We start from the raw sequence: 17,356 nt of genomic DNA, 5'->3' as shown, positions 1-17,356 counted from the left end.
CGCTGTCGATAGCCTAAGACTTATCTGTAAATTCAGCGCATTATGCTAAAAAAGCTTGAGTCCATAATGTTGTTATGGATAATGGCGCCCCGAAGCGAAGGAACGCGCTATTAACTCAGTTGGCAGAGTGATTGGTTTTATAATGGCTTGTTTTGGCTTGAAAATTGATAGACGCGGGTTCGAGTCCTGCATAGCGCGCCAGCTTTCTTCCCTTCATCTCACCGCGCTTACCGTAAAGCGCACCCGGGTTGATTTGCACTATCGGCTCCTCGTTGGGATTTTCGGGTGTGCTTTACCGTAACCGCTGGCTTTCCTTCCTCTTTCTCTTTCGATCCTTTGCTAAACTGTAATCAGGCAGGCTTGCTGCCCGGCAACAGGAGGTCGATATGTCTCACTCCGAGCAACTGCAGGAACTCTTGCAACGCGTCGCCGCCCTCGAGGCGAGAGAGAAAGCGCTGAGCGCCGCGTCCAACGCTTATCAGGCGATTATCACCACCATGTTGGGCAATATGGAAAAGACCGAACGCGATCGGATCATCGCGATGATCGATCAGGCCCATGAAATCGCCTACGCCCGCGCCATTCAACGCAGCAACGAACCGCAAAAGCAGAAAATCAAACAGGCCGACGATGTGGCCCAGCGCATGTTCATGTTTGCGCAAGGCAAGGCCGCCCAACCGCGCTGAAGCCGAACTATAACAGTTGCAGTCATTAAGTTGGCTAACTGATCTACCTGGCGAAACTGTACTTGTGTTACTTTTAGCGGTGAGATTTGATGGCAATGCTGTTTCCAGCATAAGGTTGTAACGATGGACGCGATTAAAAGCATCTTGGTTAAAGAGATTGAACAGATCAATCGGCGCGAAGGGCGTGACGGCAAGCCGCGCTTCAACAGCGAATTCGCTCGCACTCACCGCTATCTGTGCCTTGCCATGTTCGCCGGTTATTTCGCGGTGATCGCCGTGATGTACCAGGTGCCGTACATGGGGATATATGCTTTCCTAGGCTTCACCGCTTTTGTGCTGTTCATGTTCGCCATGCTGCTGATCGAGATCCGGCCGGTATACCGCTTCGAGGACATCGGGGTGCTCGATCTGCGGGTTTGCTACAACGGCGAGTGGTACTTTACCCGCGCGCTGTCGCCCTATGCGGTGCAGCAACTGCTGGAGGAGCCGTCCATCGGCGCCGCGCTGAAACAGAAGATGCGCGTGATCATCGGCAACAAGGGCGAAATCGACTTCTACGACGTGTACGACATGGCGTACGGAAAAAAGCCGCAGGATGAGCAGCCGCAGCTGGCGGCGGCAAACTGAAAGGTTTCCGGCCGGCGGCTTGTCGATTATACTCAGCGTTTGAACGCGAAGCAGAATGAGGATCAAGCGATGAGTGATGATATTTTCGATTTTGATATCGATGCCGAACTGGCGAAAGCCGAAGAAAAAGCGGCGCAGAAGGTAAAAGAGGTCCCTGAGTTCCTCGAAGACGAAGCGGACTGCGAAGGTTGCAAGATCTGATCGCCTGCCCCATAAAAAAAACCGCCGCGGCGTTTTTTTTTATGTCTGAGCGTCGTGGGGTGTCAATCCAGCACGAATCCCCAGATCAGCAACGTCGCCACCAGAATCAGGCAAAGCGCGGACACCGTCACCAGTATTTTCCCCAGAATGTCTTTTTCTTGTTCCTGCTGCGTCACGTTGAAATTATCCAATTAAAAGTCTATGGACCAAACCGGCGATGCTGAGATCGAGCGCCGCTACGCCCAGCGCCATAAGCATCATTACCGAAAGAAATCGAGTCTTGCCGTTCACGTCCTTAATCCCTGTGGACACCGCTGTTAAGTTTTTATATCAAAGGGATATAATTCAGCGACGCCCTAGTTCATGCATCATGATAGTGATTAAGAACGTTCTTAAGGCCAGAAGTTCCCTCGTCTGATAGCGCAGCCGGTGCGGCAGCGTCAGTCGGTTACGATCCGCACGCCTATCTTACTGACTTGATTGCCGTCCATTTCGGCGATGGTCCAGGTCAGGCCGTCCCATTCCACCTGGTCGCCGATCACCGGTTCGCCGCCGATCAGCTGAATGACGAACTGGCCCAGCGTCTGCTGCTCGTCCACGTCGTCTTGCAGATTGAGGCCATAAAGCTGCGAGATGTCGCTTAAACGGGCATCGGACTGCAGGATAAAGTCGCCGAAGAAGCGCTCGTCGAGCGTCACGGCCGGCGCCTGGCTGAACAGTTTGCCGAGGATGGGCAGGTCGTGCTCATGGCCGATAACGCACAGAATATCGTTCTCCCGCAGGCGGGTACTGCCGCTTGGGTGCAGCAGTTCTTTGCCGCGGAACAGGGCGGCGATGCGGGTATTGGGTGGCATCTTCAGCTCCCGCAACGCCGCGCCGACGCACCAGTTTTCCGCCGAAAGCTGATACACGAACTGTTCCCACTGGTTTTCCGGGTGCACGTCCAGCCCAACGCGGGAGATCGGCGTCAGCGCCGGCGGCACGATCACCTTGGCTTTTTTGGCGGCAAACGACAGCGTGGTGCCTTGCAGCAGCAGGGAGACCAGCACCACGAAGAACGCCACGTTGAAAAACAGCTGGGCGTTGGGCAGCCCGGCCATCATCGGGAACACCGCCAGGATCACCGGCACCGCGCCGCGCAGGCCGACCCAGGAAATAAAGCCGCGCTCGCGCAGGGTAAAGCTGCGGAACGGCAGCAGGCCGATAAACACCGACAGCGGACGGGCGAACAGGATCATCCACAGCGACAGCAGCAGGGCAGGGATGGCGATCGGCAGCAGCTCGTGCGGGTTGAGCAGCAGGCCAAGCACCAGGAACATGCCGATCTGGCTGAGCCACGCCAGGCCGTCGAAGGTTTGTACGATGCCGTGCCGGTTGCGGATCGGCCGGTTGCCCAGCAGCAGGCCGCACAGATACACCGCCAGAATGCCGCTGCCGTCCAGCGCGGTGGTCAGCGCAAAAATAAGAATGCCGCCGCTCACCGCCAGCAGCGGATAGAGGCCGTCCGCCAGTTTGATGTGGTTGATCAGCGTCAGCAGCAGCCAGCCGCCGCCCAGACCGAAGACGATGCCCATACCGAACTGCTGCATCAGATGCAGCGGGAAGGCCCAGCTCAGCGCGGTTTCCCCGGCGGCGATCATCGCAATCAGCGTGATGGTGAGAAACACCGCCATCGGATCGTTGCTGCCGGATTCGATCTCCAGCGTGGCGCTGACGCGTTCGTTCAAACCTTTGCCCCCCAAGAGGGAGAATACCGCGGCGGCGTCGGTGGAACCGATAATGGCGCCGATCAGCAGCCCCTGCAGCAGATCGAGATTGAACAGCCAGGCGGCGGCCATGCCGGTCAGACCGGCGGTGATCACCACGCCGATGGTGGCGAGAGACAGCGCCGGCCACAGGGCGACGCGGAAAGAGCTGACCCGGGTACGCATACCGCCGTCGAGCAGGATCACCGCCAACGCGAGGTTGCTGACCAGATAAGCGACGGGGTAATTGCTGAAGACGATGCCGCCGGGGCCATCGACGCCGGCCAACATGCCGATCGCCAGGAAGATCACCAGGATCGGAATGCCGAGCCGGGAAGAAAATGAGCTGAGCAGAATACTTGCCCCCACCAGCACGGCACCGATGACGAACAAACTGTTAATGGTGCTGGCATCCAAAATATCGCTCTCCTGAGGCTGGGGGATAGGGGGCACTGCGAGTGTGTCGATGATAACGTGTTTAGTGGGTAAAACGCCAAGGCTGATTGCGAAAACAACCGATCAATTATTGCCCTTTGGTGTGATTAAACGAAGAAAGTGAGGAGAAGAGGGAGATTCCTGCCTTTTATCCAACATTATCAGGCTGCTGTATTTCTGCTTCGGCAACAATGTTCGATCGTGGCTGAGGGAAAAACCATTAAGCCCGCGCAGGCAGGCTTAATGGTTTGCAGGCGCGGTAGGATTAATGATCGAGCGATTCCAGCGCCCGTTTGATCAGCTCGGAGGCCAGCTTGCTTTCCGCTTCGGAAATGCCGTCGAGATTGAAGTTGGAGAGCTCAGCGACCAGAATGCTGCGTTCTTTGCCGCTGATCGAAGCGTCCAGCGCGGACAGTAACCTGCCGAGGATCTTCAGCAGGGTGGCGTTTTCCGCTATGGCTTCCTGAGCTGGGGTGTTCTTGTCGGTCATTCAAAATCCTCTCTGTCGTGACGGAAGGGAGATGCAGCTAACGCCATCGAATGAATTAAACGATCGCGCAGCCCTTCGGGGGTGTTGAGCCCAATCACTACCGTAAGGCAGGGATCCGGATTTCTACTTATGCATTGCAGTTATAACGGCTAGGTTATCTATGCAGCCGTATCACTTTGCCCTAACGGGCGACGTCAGGCTGAGCAATGTGTGCTCTGCATGCAAACGACCAGTATAGGCTTTTTACACGGCGGTAATATGACAGAAAGCCCCTGCAAATGTTCTGGGTTACAGGGGCCAAGGTTATTGCGGCTTGCCGGAGAACAGGAAGCGCAGCAGCGGAACGCGTTTGTGCAGTTCATATAACGCGAAGGCCAGCGAGAACACAAACAGCAGGCCCAGCAAGAATCCCAACAGGTTGTTGCCGATATAAGGCGTCACGAAAGCGCCATATATCAGGGTCAACGGATGGTGCACCAGATATATAAACAGCGAGGCGTTGACCAGATAGGTGATGCGCGGCGAGTGATAATTCAGCAGGTTATGCCCGAAAGAGAACACCACGTTAGTCATCAGGATCCCCATTAGGGTTTTGATCACCACTTCCAGCTCGAACATATAGCTGCTGTGCGCCAGCAGCTTTTGGTTCAGCATATATGCGATAAACAGCAGCAGCGAACCGAGCAGCGCCAGCGGTGAGCGGCGCAGAAAAATCTCCTTAAGCCACACATACTTAAACGCATAAGCGCCGAGGATGAAGAACGGCAGGTAAAACATCGTCTCCATCACCACGAAATTGAACAGGCCGTTGGATAATAGCTGCGGTGCAAAAATTAAAATAATGCGGTGCGCGGCCGAATAGCATATCGCATAAATAAAGAAATACAGTGAGATGTTTCCTAATCCACGCATTCTGTTTATTAACGCAGGAATATGTTCACGGGGTTGACGCTTGATGTTGCGGAACAGATAAAAGCAGGCGCAGGTTAACAATGACAGGGTCAATAAGAACCAAAGATGAGACACCAATTCCCAAACTGTTACATTTATTTTCTGATAGAGAGAAAACTCATCCCAGCCGTTTAATTTATCGGTGAAATACTTCAGCATGAAAAACTGCGGCACCGTGATTAGCGGGATGGAACTCAACAGCGGGATCGCCACCCGCTCCAGCCGTACCTTCAGCCACTGGTGGCGCTCGTAGCGCTCGTAAAGCATGTAGGAGAAGTAGCCGGAGATCACGAAGAACACCTGCATGCGGAAGGCGTGGATGAAGTCGTTCAGCACCGTGAGCGAGAAAGAGGGCGACGGGCTGTTCACCGCCCAGGCGTGGCTGGAATAGATCAGGGAGAGGTGAAACGGGATGCCGAGCAACATCAAATAGGCTCTGATGGAGTCGAGAAAAAACTCGCGCTGTTTGCTGCCTTTAGTCATAGATTACCGCTGGTGATTTAATCGAGAGTTCATTAACACGCTTAATAAGTCGTCAAACGTTAAATTGTTATCCGGAACCCTACTATAGCCCCCCGCATTTTTCCATAGCGTCTTGTTGCGCGGCTTGCTACGCTGGTGTTCCATCAGCTGCTTAAACAATGAGCCGTAAACATGAACCATCCATTTATCATGTTGTCGGAAAGCTGAGTAATCCATTAATATGGATTTAAATGATTTGAGCACACGAATAGGGGGGGATGTGCTAGTTAATATATTATCCGGACAACCACGCGCCGCGAGCGTTCGTTGGTTAGGTGCTACCGTATTGTTCACGCTGTTCAGTTCGCCGGCATGGGCCTTTTCTATTGATGATGTGGCCAAGCAGGCGCAGGATCTGGCGGCGAAAGGTTTCGAAGCCCCGAAGAGCAACCTTCCTTCTCAGTTCCGCGAGATGAAGTTCGCAGACTATCAGCAGATTCAGTTCAATCACGATAAAGCCTATTGGAGCAAGCTGAAAACCCCTTTCAAGCTTGAGTTTTATCATCAGGGGATGTATTTCGACACGCCGGTGAAAATCAATGAAGTCACCTCCACCAGCGTAAAACAGATCAAGTACAGCCCGGATTACTTCAACTTCGGTTCGGTCAAACACGACCCTGAATCGGTGAAAAATCTCGGTTTTGCCGGCTTTAAGGTGCTCTACCCGGTCAACAGCGCCGACAAAAACGATGAGATCATGAGCCTGCTTGGCGCGAGCTATTTCCGCGTGGTGGGTAAAGGGCAGGTTTACGGGCTTTCCGCTCGCGGCCTGGCCATCGATACCGCTTTGCCGTCCGGCGAAGAGTTCCCGCGTTTCCGCGAATTCTGGGTTGAGCGTCCGAAACAGGGCGACAAGCACCTGGTGATCTATGCGCTGCTGGATTCCCCGCGCGCCACCGGCGCTTACCGTTTCACGGTGATCCCGGGCCGCGACACCACCGTGGACGTCGAGTCCAAAGTGTTCCTGCGCGACAAGGTGGGCAAACTGGGCCTGGCGCCGCTGACCAGCATGTTCCTGTTCGGGCCGAACCAGCCGTCGCCGACGTTGAACTATCGTCCGGCGTTGCACGACTCCAACGGCCTGTCTATCCATGCCGGCAACGGCGAGTGGATCTGGCGCCCGCTGAACAATCCTAAACACCTGTCCGTCAGCACCTATACCGTCGAGAATCCGAAAGGCTTCGGTCTGCTGCAGCGCGGCCGCAACTTCAAAGAATATGAAGATCTGGACGATCGTTACGATCTGCGCCCGAGCGCCTGGATTGAACCGAAGGGCGACTGGGGCAAAGGCAAGGTTGAGCTGGTGGAGATCCCGACGGCGGATGAAACCAACGACAACATCGTCGCGTTCTGGACGCCGGATACGCTGCCGGAAGCCAAAAAGCCGCTGACGCTGAGCTACCGCCTGAACTTCACCCGCGATGAAGACAAACTGCATTCGCAGGACATCGCCTATGTGGCCCGCACCATGCGTTCTACCGGTGACGTGAAGCAGTCCAACCTGATTCGCGAGCCAGACGGCAGCGTGGCCTTCCTGGTCGACTTCGTCGGCCCGGTGCTGAAAGGGCTGGACGCCAATACCCCGGTCGCCTCTCAGATCAGCATCGGCGACAACGGTGAAATGGTGGAAAACAACGTCCGCTATAACCCAGTGACCAAAGGCTGGCGCCTGACGGTGCGTCTGAAAGTGAAAGACGACAAGAAGCCGGTAGAAATGCGCGCGGCGCTGGTCAATGGCGATAAGACTCTGTCGGAAACCTGGAGCTATCAGCTACCTGCCAATGAATAAGCCTACTCAACCCGCCCAGGATTATCTTGCGGCGCTGCCTCTGACCGCCGAGCGGTCGGAGGCGCTCAACCCTCAAACGGCGGATGACGCTCAGGCACTGGAGGCGCTCCATCGGCAGATGGGCGCCGCCGACGCCAACGTCAATAGCCTGTCGGCGGATGACGTGGCGCTGGCCTCGGTCAAACCGCGTATCGAAAACGCCTGGCCGGATGCGGTCAGCGATGACGACTTCGATACCGACGCCGAAGGGCGCGCGATTCTGAAGGCGACGCCGCCGATCAAACGAACCACCATGTTCCCGGAAGCCTGGCGCACCAACCCGGTGGCGCGCTTCTGGGATTCTCTGCTGGGGCGTTCGCCGCACAACCGGCACGCCACCAAAGAGGAGGCCGAGGCCGAGAACCGCTGGCGTACCGTCGGCTCCATGCGCCGTTATGTGCTGCTGGTGCTGATGCTGGTGCAAACCGGCATCGCCACCTGGTACATGAAAACCATCTTGCCTTATCAGGGCTGGGCGCTGATCGATCCTATCGCCATGCTGGATCAGGATCTGATGCAGTCGGTGCTGCAACTGCTGCCATATGTGCTGCAAACCGGCATTCTGATCCTGTTCGCCGTACTGTTCTGCTGGGTCTCGGCCGGTTTCTGGACCGCGCTGATGGGCTTCCTGCAGCTGCTGATCGGCAAGGACAAATACAGCATTTCCTCCACCATCAAGGGCGATGAGCCGATCAATCCGGCGCACCGCACCGCGCTGATCATGCCGATCTGCAACGAAGACGTCGAACGCGTGTTCGCCGGCCTGCGTGCGACCTATGAGTCCGTTGCCGCGACCGGTCAGCTGGAACACTTCGATATCTACGTCTTGAGCGACAGCTACGATCCGGACATCTGCGTAGCGGAGCAAAAGGCGTGGATGGAGCTGTGCCGCGATGTCGACGGCCACGGCCGCATCTTCTATCGCCGTCGCCGCCGCCGCGTCAAACGCAAGAGCGGCAACATCGACGACTTCTGCCGTCGTTGGGGCGGTGAGTATAGCTACATGGTGATCCTGGACGCCGACAGCGTGATGAGCGGCGAATGCCTCACCGGGCTGGTGCGTCTGATGGAAGCCAACCCGAACGCCGGCATCATCCAGTCCGCGCCGAAGGCGTCCGGCATGGATACCCTGTATGCGCGCGTGCAGCAGTTCGCTACCCGCGTTTACGGGCCGCTGTTTACCGCCGGCCTGCATTTCTGGCAGCTGGGCGAGTCGCACTACTGGGGCCATAACGCCATCATCCGCGTGAAGCCGTTTATTGAGCACTGTGCGCTGGCGCCGCTGCCGGGCGAGGGCTCCTTCGCCGGTTCAATCTTGTCGCATGACTTCGTTGAAGCGGCGCTGATGCGCCGCGCCGGATGGGGCGTGTGGATCGCTTACGATCTGCCGGGCAGTTACGAAGAGCTGCCGCCAAACCTGCTGGACGAGCTGAAACGCGACCGTCGATGGTGCCACGGCAACCTGATGAACTTCCGCCTGTTCCTGGTGAAGGGCATGCACCCGGTGCACCGCGCGGTGTTCCTCACCGGCGTGATGTCCTACCTGTCGGCGCCGCTGTGGTTCATGTTCCTGGCGCTCTCCACCGCGTTGCAGGTGGTGCACACCCTGATGGAACCGCAATACTTCCTGCAGCCGCGGCAGCTGTTCCCGGTCTGGCCGCAGTGGCGGCCCGAGCTGGCGATAGCGCTGTTCTCCACCACGCTGGTGCTGTTGTTCCTGCCGAAGCTGCTCAGCATCGTGCTGATCTGGGCCAAGGGCGCGAAAGAGTACGGCGGGGCGTTCCGGCTGTTCATTTCGATGTTGATGGAAATGCTGTTCTCGGTGCTGCTGGCACCGGTGCGCATGCTGTTCCATACCGTGTTCGTAGTGAGCGCCTTCCTCGGTTGGGAAGTGGTGTGGAATTCGCCGCAGCGTGACGACGACGATACGCCGTGGGGCGAAGCCTTCCGCCGCCATGGCTCGCAGATGTTGCTGGGCCTGGTGTGGGCCGGCGGCATGGCGTGGCTGGATCTGCGCTTCCTGTGGTGGTTGGCGCCGATCGTGTTCTCGCTGATCCTGTCGCCGTTCGTGTCGGTGCTGTCGAGCCGCGCGACGCTGGGCATGAAGAGCAAACGCGCCAAGCTGTTCCTGATCCCGGAAGAGTACAACCCGCCGCGTGAGCTGTTGGCGACGGAAGAATACCTGCATCTCAACCGCAATCGCGCGCTGACCAACGGCTTTATGCATGCGGTGGTCAACCCGTCCTTTAACGCGCTGGCGACGGCGTTGGCGACGGCGCGTCACCATCTGCGCGCGACGCTCGATCGCAACCGCGAGGAGCGGGTGAACGAAGCGCTGCAGCTGGGGCCGGAGAAGCTGGCGAAGGGCAAACGTCTGGAGCTGCTGAGCGATCCGGTCACGCTGGCTCGTTTGCACCAGCGCGTCTGGCTGTTGCCGGAAGGCGCCGCCTGGCGTGAGCACTATCAGCAGTTGCCACACAACCCGCTGGCGCACCCAACGGGCCGGCGTTAATCGCTGAACGGCAACGCCCAGACGGGGAATGCGCATGGCGCATTCCCCGTTTTTTTTACCTTTTGCTTACGTGCGCCGGTGCCGGCGGAGAAAGGGAACTGTGGTAGACTGCGGCCGATGCGTTGTTCACTCGCGAAACAACCCCCCTTGCTCAGAGTCAATGTCGTGAATCTCTCTTCCTACCTTCGGCTGGCCTGCGTGGCGGCCGGCGTGATGGCCCTGACCGGCTGCGGCAGCATTATCAGCCGCACCGTGCCCGGCGCGGGGCATGGCCACCAGTACTATCCCGGCGTGCAGTGGGATCTGCGCGATACGCCCTGGCGCTACGTCACGGTGATAGACGTGCCGCTGTCGATGGTGGTGGACACCTTTATGCTGCCGTTCGATGCGCAGCACGGCCCCTATGAATAAACCCGCTCAGCGGGTGGCGAACACCACCAGCTGATAGCCTTTCTGTCCGCAATGGAAAGGCGCCAGCGCCGTCATGCCAAGCCCTTGCACGTGAGCGGCCAACGAATGCGGATTGTCGTCGTCGATAAACAGCGCGCCCACGTCGTAGTCATGGCTGGTGTGCGCTTTGACCGCGGCGTAAAGGCGCTTCAGCACGCCTTTGCCGCGCCAGGCGGCGGCGAGGCAGACCGGGCCGTAGAGAAACACCCGCAGTTCATTCAGCGCGCGTCCGGCGAAGGATTGCGTGGCGAGCGTCGCCAGCATCGCGTCCACCACCGGCGGGCGTGGTTGCACGTCGGCGGGCATCAGGCAAACAAAGCCCGCCAGTTGGTTTTCCTGTTCAGCCACTAGTATGCCGATGCCGCGGTTGATCGCCGCCAGCTGCGCCTCATTCATGCGCGATACGATAAATCCCTGCCGTTTTTGGCGCTCGTCGAGCGCTTCCGGCACGTTTTCCCCCTGCAGCTGCAAAATGGCGGGGTAGTCGGTGGGGCGAGCCCGGCGAATATTCATGCTGCCTCCTTGGCGATGAGTGCGTAGTGCGGGTTAACGTTCATCCCACTCATCGGCCGCGGCCTGGCCTTCTTCGGTATCCAGCGGCGGCTCGAGCTGGAAGTCGCCTTCTTCCCATTCGTACAGGGTATTTTCATCTATCCACTCGGCGGTGATCTCCACCTCGTCGTAGTCACCGTCGAAGATTGCCTGCGCCGCCGCACCGCTGCGCAGCGGCAGGCACTCCACCGCTTCGCCTTCTTCCTCGAAGAACTCGGCCTGCCACATCGTGTCGCCATCCTGCATCACGTACTTTTGCAGATTGAACTGCTGCGGCACCGGCGGTTCGTCATCGCCGCCGCCTTCGGCGGTGTCGATAAACTCTTCGCGTGCGGCCTCGATGGCTTCTTCCAGGGTTGCATACAGGCTCATGTTCGCCTCCGTTGACAATGAGAGTAGAGCGCCCGGCGGCACTGCCGGTGCGGTGGGGGAAACGTCAAACCTAATTGTTGTCTCACTGGCGCAGGATGCAAATTTTTTTGTTGTCCGCATTGCGACGATGGTTGTCCGCAAAGCGGGAGAAGAGGCGGCGAGGGCGGGAAATAATGGCGTTATCGTTCATTCAGGCGTCAGGAGAAGCCCATGTTAATCGACCCTTCAAGCAAATATCGACCCTTCCCGCCGGTGGCGTTGCCGGACCGCCAATGGCCTGCGCGTACGCTGCGGCAGGCGCCGCGCTGGTGCTCCAGCGATCTGCGCGACGGCAACCAGGCGCTGGCGGAACCGATGGATAACGCGCGCAAGCGCGAGTTCTATCAATTGCTGTTGCAGTGTGGTTTCAAAGAAATTGAAGTGGCTTTCCCTTCGGCGTCGCAAACGGATTTCGATTTTGTGCGCACGCTGATTGACGAGCAGCTGATCCCGGACGACGTCACGATTCAGGTGCTGACGCAGTCGCGCGACGATCTGATCGACCGCACCTTCGAGGCGCTGCAGGGGGCGCCACGGGCTATCGTGCATCTGTACAACGCCACGGCGCCGGTGTTTCGCGACATCGTGTTCCGCCAGGATAAGGCCGCCACCGTGGCGCTGGCGGTGAACGGCGCGCGGCGCATTCGCCGGCAGTGCGAGGCACAGCCCGATACCGCCTGGTGCTTCGAGTATTCGCCGGAAACCTTCTGTTTTACTGAATTGGCGTTCGCGCTGGAGATCTGCGAAGCGGTGGCGGCGGTGTGGCAACCGGGGCCGCAGCGGCCGATGATCATCAATCTGCCGGCGACGGTGGAAGTGAGCACGCCCAATGTGTATGCCGATCAGATTGAATGGTTCTGTCGCCACTTTAGCCGCCGCGCCGATGTAACGATCAGCGTGCATCCGCATAACGATCGCGGCACCGGCGTGGCCTGCGCGGAGCTGGCGCTGTTGGCTGGCGCCGATCGGGTCGAAGGCTGCCTGTTCGGCAACGGAGAGCGCACCGGCAACGTCGATCTGGTTACGCTGGCGTTGAATCTCTATACCCAGGGCGTGGCGCCGGGCCTGGACTTCAGCCGCCTGAAGCAGGTGGTGGAGGTGGTGGAGCTGTGCAATCAGCTGCCGGTGCACCCTCGCCATCCTTATGCCGGCGAGTTGGTGTTTACCGCCTTCTCCGGTTCGCATCAGGATGCGATTAAAAAAGGCTTCGCCGCCCAGCGCCAGCGCCAGGATGGCTGGTGGCAGGTGCCTTACCTGCCGCTCGATCCCGCCGATGTCGGCTGCAGCTATGAGGCGGTGATCCGGGTCAACAGCCAGTCCGGCAAAAGCGGAGCCGCCTGGCTGTTGGAACAAAATCACGGGCTGGCGTTGCCGCGCGGTTTGCAGATTGATTTCAGCCAGGTGGTGCAGCGCGCGACCGACGGCAGCGGCAAGGAAATGAGCGGCGCGCAGCTGTGGCGCTTATTCCGCGACACCTATGGGCTGGTGGAGCAACCGCGCTTGCAGCTGCTGAGCTACCAGACGGAAAGCCACGGCGTAGAGGCTTACAGCTTCAATGCGCGGGTTGCCTGTGAGGGAGAGCCGCTGCGGCTGCAGGGCGCCGGCAATGGCCTGCTTTCCAGCGCGGTGGATGCGCTGCGCCAGCGCTTCGGCTTGCCGCTGGCGATCGAGGATTACCACGAGCATACGCTGGGGCACCAGAGCGACAGCCGGGCGGTGGCCTATATTCGCTGCTCGTTGCCACAGGGTGAGGCGACCTACGGCGTTGGCATCGACGTCGACTCCGCCAGCGCCTCGCTGCAGGCGCTGCTTAACGTCGCCGGGCGCTATCTGGCGTCAACGTCGGCGCGGCCGGGCTGAAATAGTCGCTGGGCGCGACCCCCAGCACCCGACGAAACATGGCGCTGAACGCGCTGGGGCTGTCATAGCCGAGATCCAGCGCCACTTCCAACACCGAGCGGCCGGTCGCCAGCGCGTTCAGCGCCGCCAGCAAACGGGCGCGTCGCACCCAATCGCTAAAATGCAGCCCGGTTTCGCGCTGGAAGCGCCGCGACAGGGTGCGTCCGCTGACGCTGAGATGAGCGGCCGCCTGTTCCAGCGTCCAGGGCTGCGCCAGCGTAGCCTGGATATGGCGGCACAGGGCGAGCAGCGATGCCTCACGCGGTTCAGGCAGGTGCAGCGGCAGGATCGGCAGCATCCGCAACTCATCCAGAATCAGTTCCATGACGCGTTCATCGCGTCCGCCGCTCGGGTAATCGGGCGCAATCTCCATCGCACAGATAATCAACTCGCGCAGCAGCGGAGAAACCTGCACCACCTGGCATTGGGCCGGCAGATCGGCGCGCGCCAGCGGATCGACGAACAGCGTCCTGGCTGCCACCTGGCCGGTAATGCGCAGACTGTGCACCACCTTAGCCGGCACCCAGACGCCGCGGCCGGGCGGCACCACCCAACTGCCGAGCCGGGTCGTGACCTGCACCACGCCGCTCAGGCTGTGAATCAGCTGCGCGCAGTGATGGTAGTGATCCGGCTCGCTGTCGCCGTGGCGATAATCCTTGGCCAACGGCCGGACAGGCTGGTCGGGCGGCAGAACGTCGTGAAACAACAGCATCGTAAGCAGGCTCCGCGCGGCAAAAGGGGGAAGACAGCATGCCATGCGGCGCTGTTTCACACCAGTCTGTGGCGCGGTACGGCGAAATAGTTTATAAAATAATATTATATAATTTTATAAATTGATGGAGGGGCAATGGATATTGACGCGATGCGCAAGGCGGCGGCGCAGGCTGGCGCGATGCTGCGCACCTTGGGCAACGAAGATCGGCTGCTGCTGCTGTGCCGGCTCAGCCAGGGCGAGATGGCGGTGAGCGAGCTGGCGCAGGCGCTGGATATCCGCCAGCCGACGCTGTCCCAGCAGCTTGGCGTGCTGCGCGAGGAGGGATTGGTCTCCACCCGACGCGCCGGTAAGCAGATTTACTATGCGGTGGCCGACGCCAAAGCGCTGGCGCTGCTCCATACCCTGTATCAACTCTATTGCCCACAGCCGGAGAACCGCGATGACCATTGACTGGCAACACTTCACGCCGTATTCCGCGCTGGCGGGCGGAGCCATTATCGGCGCAGCGGTGGCGCTGCTGCTGCTGTTCAACGGCCGGATCGCCGGCATCAGCGGCATTACCGGCGGTTTATTGAGCGCGGGTGGCCGCGAGCGGGGCTGGCGCGCCGCATTTCTTGGCGGGTTGCTGATTTCCCCCTGGCTGTATGCTGCCGCAGCGGCTTTGCCGTCTGCTGAGATCGCGGCCGGCAGCGGCGGGCTGGCGGTAGCAGGGCTGTTGGTGGGGGTGGGGACTCGATTGGGCAGCGGTTGCACCAGCGGGCACGGCGTGTGCGGCGTCGCGCGGCTGGCACCGCGTTCGCTGGCCGCCACGGCGGTGTTTATGCTGCTGGGTTTTACGACCGTGTGGCTGATGCGCCACCTGCTGGGAGGGTGAGATGTTTAAATCCCTGTTGGCGCTGCTGAGCGGCGTGATTTTCGGTCTGGGGCTGATCGTCGCCGGCATGGCCAATCCGGCCAAAGTGTTGGCGTTTCTCGACGTTACCGGCCAGTGGGATCCTTCGCTGGCGCTGGTGATGGTTGGGGCGATCGCGGTGGCGGCGCCGGCCTTCTTGTGGGCGCGGCGACGCGAGCGGAGCCTGTTGGGCGAACCGCTGCAGATCCCGGCCGCCGGGCGTGTGGATCGCCGTTTGCTGGCGGGCAGCGCGCTGTTCGGCGTCGGTTGGGGCATCGCGGGCATTTGCCCTGGCCCCGCCTGGGTGTTGGCGGGGGCGGAGATACAGCGGGTATGGCCGTTCCTGCTGGCGATGCTGGCGGGCATGGCGCTGTATGAGATTATCATGAGGCGGAGGCGTACATGTCGATAGCCAAGGCGGTGTTGCGCATCGCGCGCCCGACCGATCGGTTGCAAGAGATTGCCGCGCTGTATTGTCGCGGGCTGGGGTTCGAAAAGCTGGGCGAGTTTGTCGATCATCAGGGCTTTGACGGCATAATGATCGGCCATCCGCAGCATGCCTACCATCTGGAGTTCACGCAGCATCGCGGGGTGCGGGTCGGGCAGGCGCCGACGCAGGATCATCTGCTGGTGTTTTATCTGCCGGATGAGAACGCATGGCGAGCCGCGTGCGAGCGGATGCGGGCGGCGGGATTCCTGGCTGTCACCGCCTATAACCCCTATTGGGATAGGGCGGGGCAAACCTTTGAAGATCCTGACGGCTACCGGGTGGTCCTGCAACATCAGGTCTGGCAAGGATAAAAAAAACCGGCGCCTTGAGCGCCGGTTTGCGAGATAAAAACGGGGTATCCGTCAGGCGCTGGTCGCCGGTTTCTGCGCGCTCTTGGTCTGGGTATTTTCCAGCATGCGGCGAATCGGCACGATCAGCACGATAAGCACGGCGGCGCAGATCAGCAGCGCGACTGAGCAGCGAGCGAACAGATCCGGCAGCATATCCAGTTGGTCGGCCTTGACGTGACCGCCGATCAGACCGGCCGCCAGGTTGCCCAGCGCGCTGGCGCAGAACCACAGCCCCATCATTTGCCCGCGCATTCTCTCCGGCGCCAGCAGCGTCATGGTGGCCAGGCCGATCGGGCTCAGGCACAGCTCACCCAGCGTCAGCATCAGGATACTGCCCACCAGCCACATCGGCGATACGCCGGCGCCGCCGTTGCTCAGCACATTCTGCGCGGCCAGCATCATCAGGCCGAAACCGCCGGCGGCGCACAGGATACCGATCACGAACTTGGTAATGCTGCTCGGGCGCACGTTATTGCGCGCCAGTGCAGGCCAGGCCCAGCTGAACACCGGCGCCAGCAGGATGATGAACAGGGCGTTGATCGACTGGAACCACACCGCCGGGATCTCGAAGCCGCCGACCATGCGATTGGTGTAATCGTTGGCGAACAGGTTGAACGAGGTCGGTTTCTGTTCAAACGCCGACCAGAAGAACGCGGCGGAGATCAGCAGGATAAAGCACACCAGCAGGCGAGCGCGCTCTTTGCGGCTCAGGCCGGCAAAGGCGAACAGATAGATGAAATACAGGGTGACCGACGCGGCGATCACGTACACCAGCACGCTGGCTACTTCGACCGGGTTGATGACGATGGTGCCCTGAGCGATCAGCACGATGACCGCAGCCAGGCCTACCGCCAATGCCAGCAGCCAGGCGCCGACGCCTTTTTTCTTCGCGACCGGGCTGTTCCAGGTGGAATCCAGGCCCACTTCGCGGTCATAGCGTTTCATCGCCGGGACGGCGAACACGCGGAAGATCACCAGCGCCACCAGCATCCCGATACCGCCGATGCCGAAGCCCCAGTGCCAGCCGTGTGACTTGATCAGCCAGCCGGAGATCAACGGGGCGATGAACGAACCGATGTTGATGCCCATGTAGAACAGCGAGAAACCGCCGTCGCGGCGCGCATCGCCTTTCTTGTACAGCGTGCCGACCATCACCGAGATACAGGTCTTGAACAGGCCGGAACCGAGCACGATGAACATCAGGCCGATGAAGAACAGGTTGGTGCCCATCACCGCGGACAGGGCGATCGACAGGTGGCCGAGGGCGATCAGAATCGAACCGTACCAAACGGCCTTGCGTTGGCCGAGCCAGTTGTCCGCCAGCCAGCCGCCCGGCAGCGCCGCCAGGTACATGCTGCCGGCGAAGATGCCGACGATCGCCGACGCGTTCTCGCGCGCCAGACCCAGACCGCCGTCGTATACGGTGGCGGCCATAAACAGGATCAGCAGCGGACGGATGCCGTAGAACGAAAAGCGCTCCCACATTTCGGTGAAGAACAGAGAACCCAGCGGATAGGGATGGCCGAAGAAGGTCCGGCTTTCTGACTTATTGACAGAGGATTGCATAACGATTTCCCAATAAAAAGGCGCTGCATGGCTG

The 17,356-nt window shown here is 59.8% G+C and carries 19 protein-coding genes and 1 tRNA gene; 12 read left to right on the top strand and 8 right to left on the bottom strand.

Annotated features, from left to right (window positions below):
* Window positions 1–104: 104 nt before the first annotated feature.
* From ACJ8IN_RS20670 to ACJ8IN_RS20655, 4 genes are all read left to right on the top strand, one after another.
* Window positions 105–201 (top strand) — tRNA-OTHER (locus ACJ8IN_RS20670).
* 185 nt (window positions 202–386) lie between these two features.
* Window positions 387–686: a sigma-S stabilization anti-adapter protein IraP gene (locus ACJ8IN_RS20665; protein ID WP_016928230.1), complete on the top strand. Its 300-nt coding sequence runs from the start codon at window positions 387–389 to the stop codon at window positions 684–686.
* 123 nt (window positions 687–809) lie between these two features.
* Window positions 810–1,313 carry a YlaC family protein gene (locus tag ACJ8IN_RS20660; protein ID WP_033638009.1) on the top strand — a complete coding sequence of 168 codons (504 nt, stop codon included), beginning with the start codon at window positions 810–812 and terminating at the stop codon, window positions 1,311–1,313.
* A 69-nt stretch (window positions 1,314–1,382) separates the two neighbouring features.
* Window positions 1,383–1,514 carry a hypothetical protein gene (locus ACJ8IN_RS20655; protein WP_015377413.1) on the top strand — a complete coding sequence of 44 codons (132 nt, stop codon included), beginning with the start codon at window positions 1,383–1,385 and terminating at the stop codon, window positions 1,512–1,514.
* Between the two features lie 62 nt (window positions 1,515–1,576).
* Here ACJ8IN_RS20655 and ACJ8IN_RS20650 read toward each other — a convergent pair whose 3' ends face one another.
* From ACJ8IN_RS20650 to mdoC, 4 genes are all read right to left on the bottom strand, one after another.
* The gene (locus tag ACJ8IN_RS20650; RefSeq protein ID WP_033638010.1) at window positions 1,577–1,705 is read right to left on the bottom strand and encodes a hypothetical protein; all 129 of its coding nucleotides are present in this window, start codon (window positions 1,703–1,705) and stop codon (window positions 1,577–1,579) included.
* Window positions 1,706–1,954: 249 nt separating this feature from the next.
* Window positions 1,955–3,676 carry a potassium/proton antiporter gene (locus ACJ8IN_RS20645; protein ID WP_033638011.1) on the bottom strand — a complete coding sequence of 574 codons (1,722 nt, stop codon included), beginning with the start codon at window positions 3,674–3,676 and terminating at the stop codon, window positions 1,955–1,957.
* A gap of 283 nt (window positions 3,677–3,959) precedes the next feature.
* Entirely contained in the window at window positions 3,960–4,184 is a 225-nt protein-coding gene (locus ACJ8IN_RS20640; RefSeq protein ID WP_033638012.1) for a hypothetical protein, read from the bottom strand.
* A gap of 303 nt (window positions 4,185–4,487) precedes the next feature.
* The gene (gene mdoC, locus ACJ8IN_RS20635; RefSeq protein ID WP_047568104.1) at window positions 4,488–5,618 is read right to left on the bottom strand and encodes a glucans biosynthesis protein MdoC; all 1,131 of its coding nucleotides are present in this window, start codon (window positions 5,616–5,618) and stop codon (window positions 4,488–4,490) included.
* Between the two features lie 259 nt (window positions 5,619–5,877).
* Here mdoC and mdoG point away from each other — a divergent pair, with 259 nt between their 5' ends.
* From mdoG to ACJ8IN_RS20620, 3 genes are all read left to right on the top strand, one after another.
* Window positions 5,878–7,446, top strand: a complete 1,569-nt coding sequence (gene mdoG, locus ACJ8IN_RS20630; protein WP_170310366.1) for a glucans biosynthesis protein MdoG — start codon at window positions 5,878–5,880, stop codon at window positions 7,444–7,446.
* Window positions 7,439–9,997 (top strand): glucans biosynthesis glucosyltransferase MdoH, encoded by a 2,559-nt coding sequence (mdoH, locus tag ACJ8IN_RS20625; protein ID WP_033638017.1) that lies wholly within the window; start codon window positions 7,439–7,441, stop codon window positions 9,995–9,997. The genes mdoG and mdoH overlap by 8 nt, the downstream gene beginning before the upstream one ends.
* A gap of 165 nt (window positions 9,998–10,162) precedes the next feature.
* Window positions 10,163–10,408: a YceK/YidQ family lipoprotein gene (locus ACJ8IN_RS20620; RefSeq protein ID WP_033638018.1), complete on the top strand. Its 246-nt coding sequence runs from the start codon at window positions 10,163–10,165 to the stop codon at window positions 10,406–10,408.
* A gap of 6 nt (window positions 10,409–10,414) precedes the next feature.
* Here the strand turns inward: ACJ8IN_RS20620 and ACJ8IN_RS20615 are convergent, their stop codons facing one another.
* On the bottom strand, window positions 10,415–10,960 hold the full coding sequence (locus ACJ8IN_RS20615) for a GNAT family N-acetyltransferase (protein WP_033638019.1): 546 nt from the start codon (window positions 10,958–10,960) through the stop codon (window positions 10,415–10,417).
* Window positions 10,961–10,993: 33 nt separating this feature from the next.
* Window positions 10,994–11,371 (bottom strand): MysB family protein, encoded by a 378-nt coding sequence (locus ACJ8IN_RS20610; RefSeq protein ID WP_033638020.1) that lies wholly within the window; start codon window positions 11,369–11,371, stop codon window positions 10,994–10,996.
* A gap of 210 nt (window positions 11,372–11,581) precedes the next feature.
* On the opposite strand from ACJ8IN_RS20610, the gene leuA reads away from it, so the two are divergent.
* On the top strand, window positions 11,582–13,270 hold the full coding sequence (gene leuA / locus ACJ8IN_RS20605; protein WP_101455813.1) for a 2-isopropylmalate synthase: 1,689 nt from the start codon (window positions 11,582–11,584) through the stop codon (window positions 13,268–13,270).
* On the opposite strand, the gene ACJ8IN_RS20600 is transcribed toward leuA, so the two are convergent.
* Window positions 13,221–14,021: an AraC family transcriptional regulator gene (locus ACJ8IN_RS20600; protein ID WP_033654140.1), complete on the bottom strand. Its 801-nt coding sequence runs from the start codon at window positions 14,019–14,021 to the stop codon at window positions 13,221–13,223. The genes leuA and ACJ8IN_RS20600 overlap by 50 nt on opposite strands.
* Before the next feature lie 135 nt (window positions 14,022–14,156).
* Here ACJ8IN_RS20600 and ACJ8IN_RS20595 point away from each other — a divergent pair, with 135 nt between their 5' ends.
* Genes ACJ8IN_RS20595 through ACJ8IN_RS20580 form a run of 4 tightly spaced genes read left to right on the top strand, consistent with a single transcriptional unit; the run spans window position 14,157 to window position 15,717 of the window.
* Complete coding sequence (locus ACJ8IN_RS20595; RefSeq protein ID WP_033638023.1) at window positions 14,157–14,474, top strand: ArsR/SmtB family transcription factor; 318 nt, start codon at window positions 14,157–14,159, stop codon at window positions 14,472–14,474.
* Window positions 14,464–14,898 carry a YeeE/YedE family protein gene (locus ACJ8IN_RS20590; RefSeq protein WP_033638024.1) on the top strand — a complete coding sequence of 145 codons (435 nt, stop codon included), beginning with the start codon at window positions 14,464–14,466 and terminating at the stop codon, window positions 14,896–14,898. Before ACJ8IN_RS20595 ends, ACJ8IN_RS20590 begins: the two co-directional genes overlap by 11 nt.
* 1 nt (window position 14,899) lies before the next feature.
* Entirely contained in the window at window positions 14,900–15,328 is a 429-nt protein-coding gene (locus ACJ8IN_RS20585; protein WP_039566628.1) for a YeeE/YedE family protein, read from the top strand.
* A complete protein-coding gene (locus tag ACJ8IN_RS20580) occupies window positions 15,319–15,717 on the top strand; it encodes a VOC family protein (protein ID WP_074026543.1) in 399 nt (132 codons plus the stop codon). Before ACJ8IN_RS20585 ends, ACJ8IN_RS20580 begins: the two co-directional genes overlap by 10 nt.
* Window positions 15,718–15,768: 51 nt before the next feature.
* On the opposite strand, the gene ACJ8IN_RS20575 is transcribed toward ACJ8IN_RS20580, so the two are convergent.
* Window positions 15,769–17,322, bottom strand: a complete 1,554-nt coding sequence (locus ACJ8IN_RS20575; protein WP_033638027.1) for a peptide MFS transporter — start codon at window positions 17,320–17,322, stop codon at window positions 15,769–15,771.
* Window positions 17,323–17,356: the final 34 nt, after the last annotated feature.

This window comes from Serratia sp. CY31944 (assembly GCF_052169175.1).
GTDB classification, from domain to species: Bacteria; Pseudomonadota; Gammaproteobacteria; order Enterobacterales; family Enterobacteriaceae; genus Serratia; species Serratia sarumanii.
Note: the sequence above shows the minus strand (reverse complement) of the source record. Positions and strands in the feature narration are given on the sequence as shown.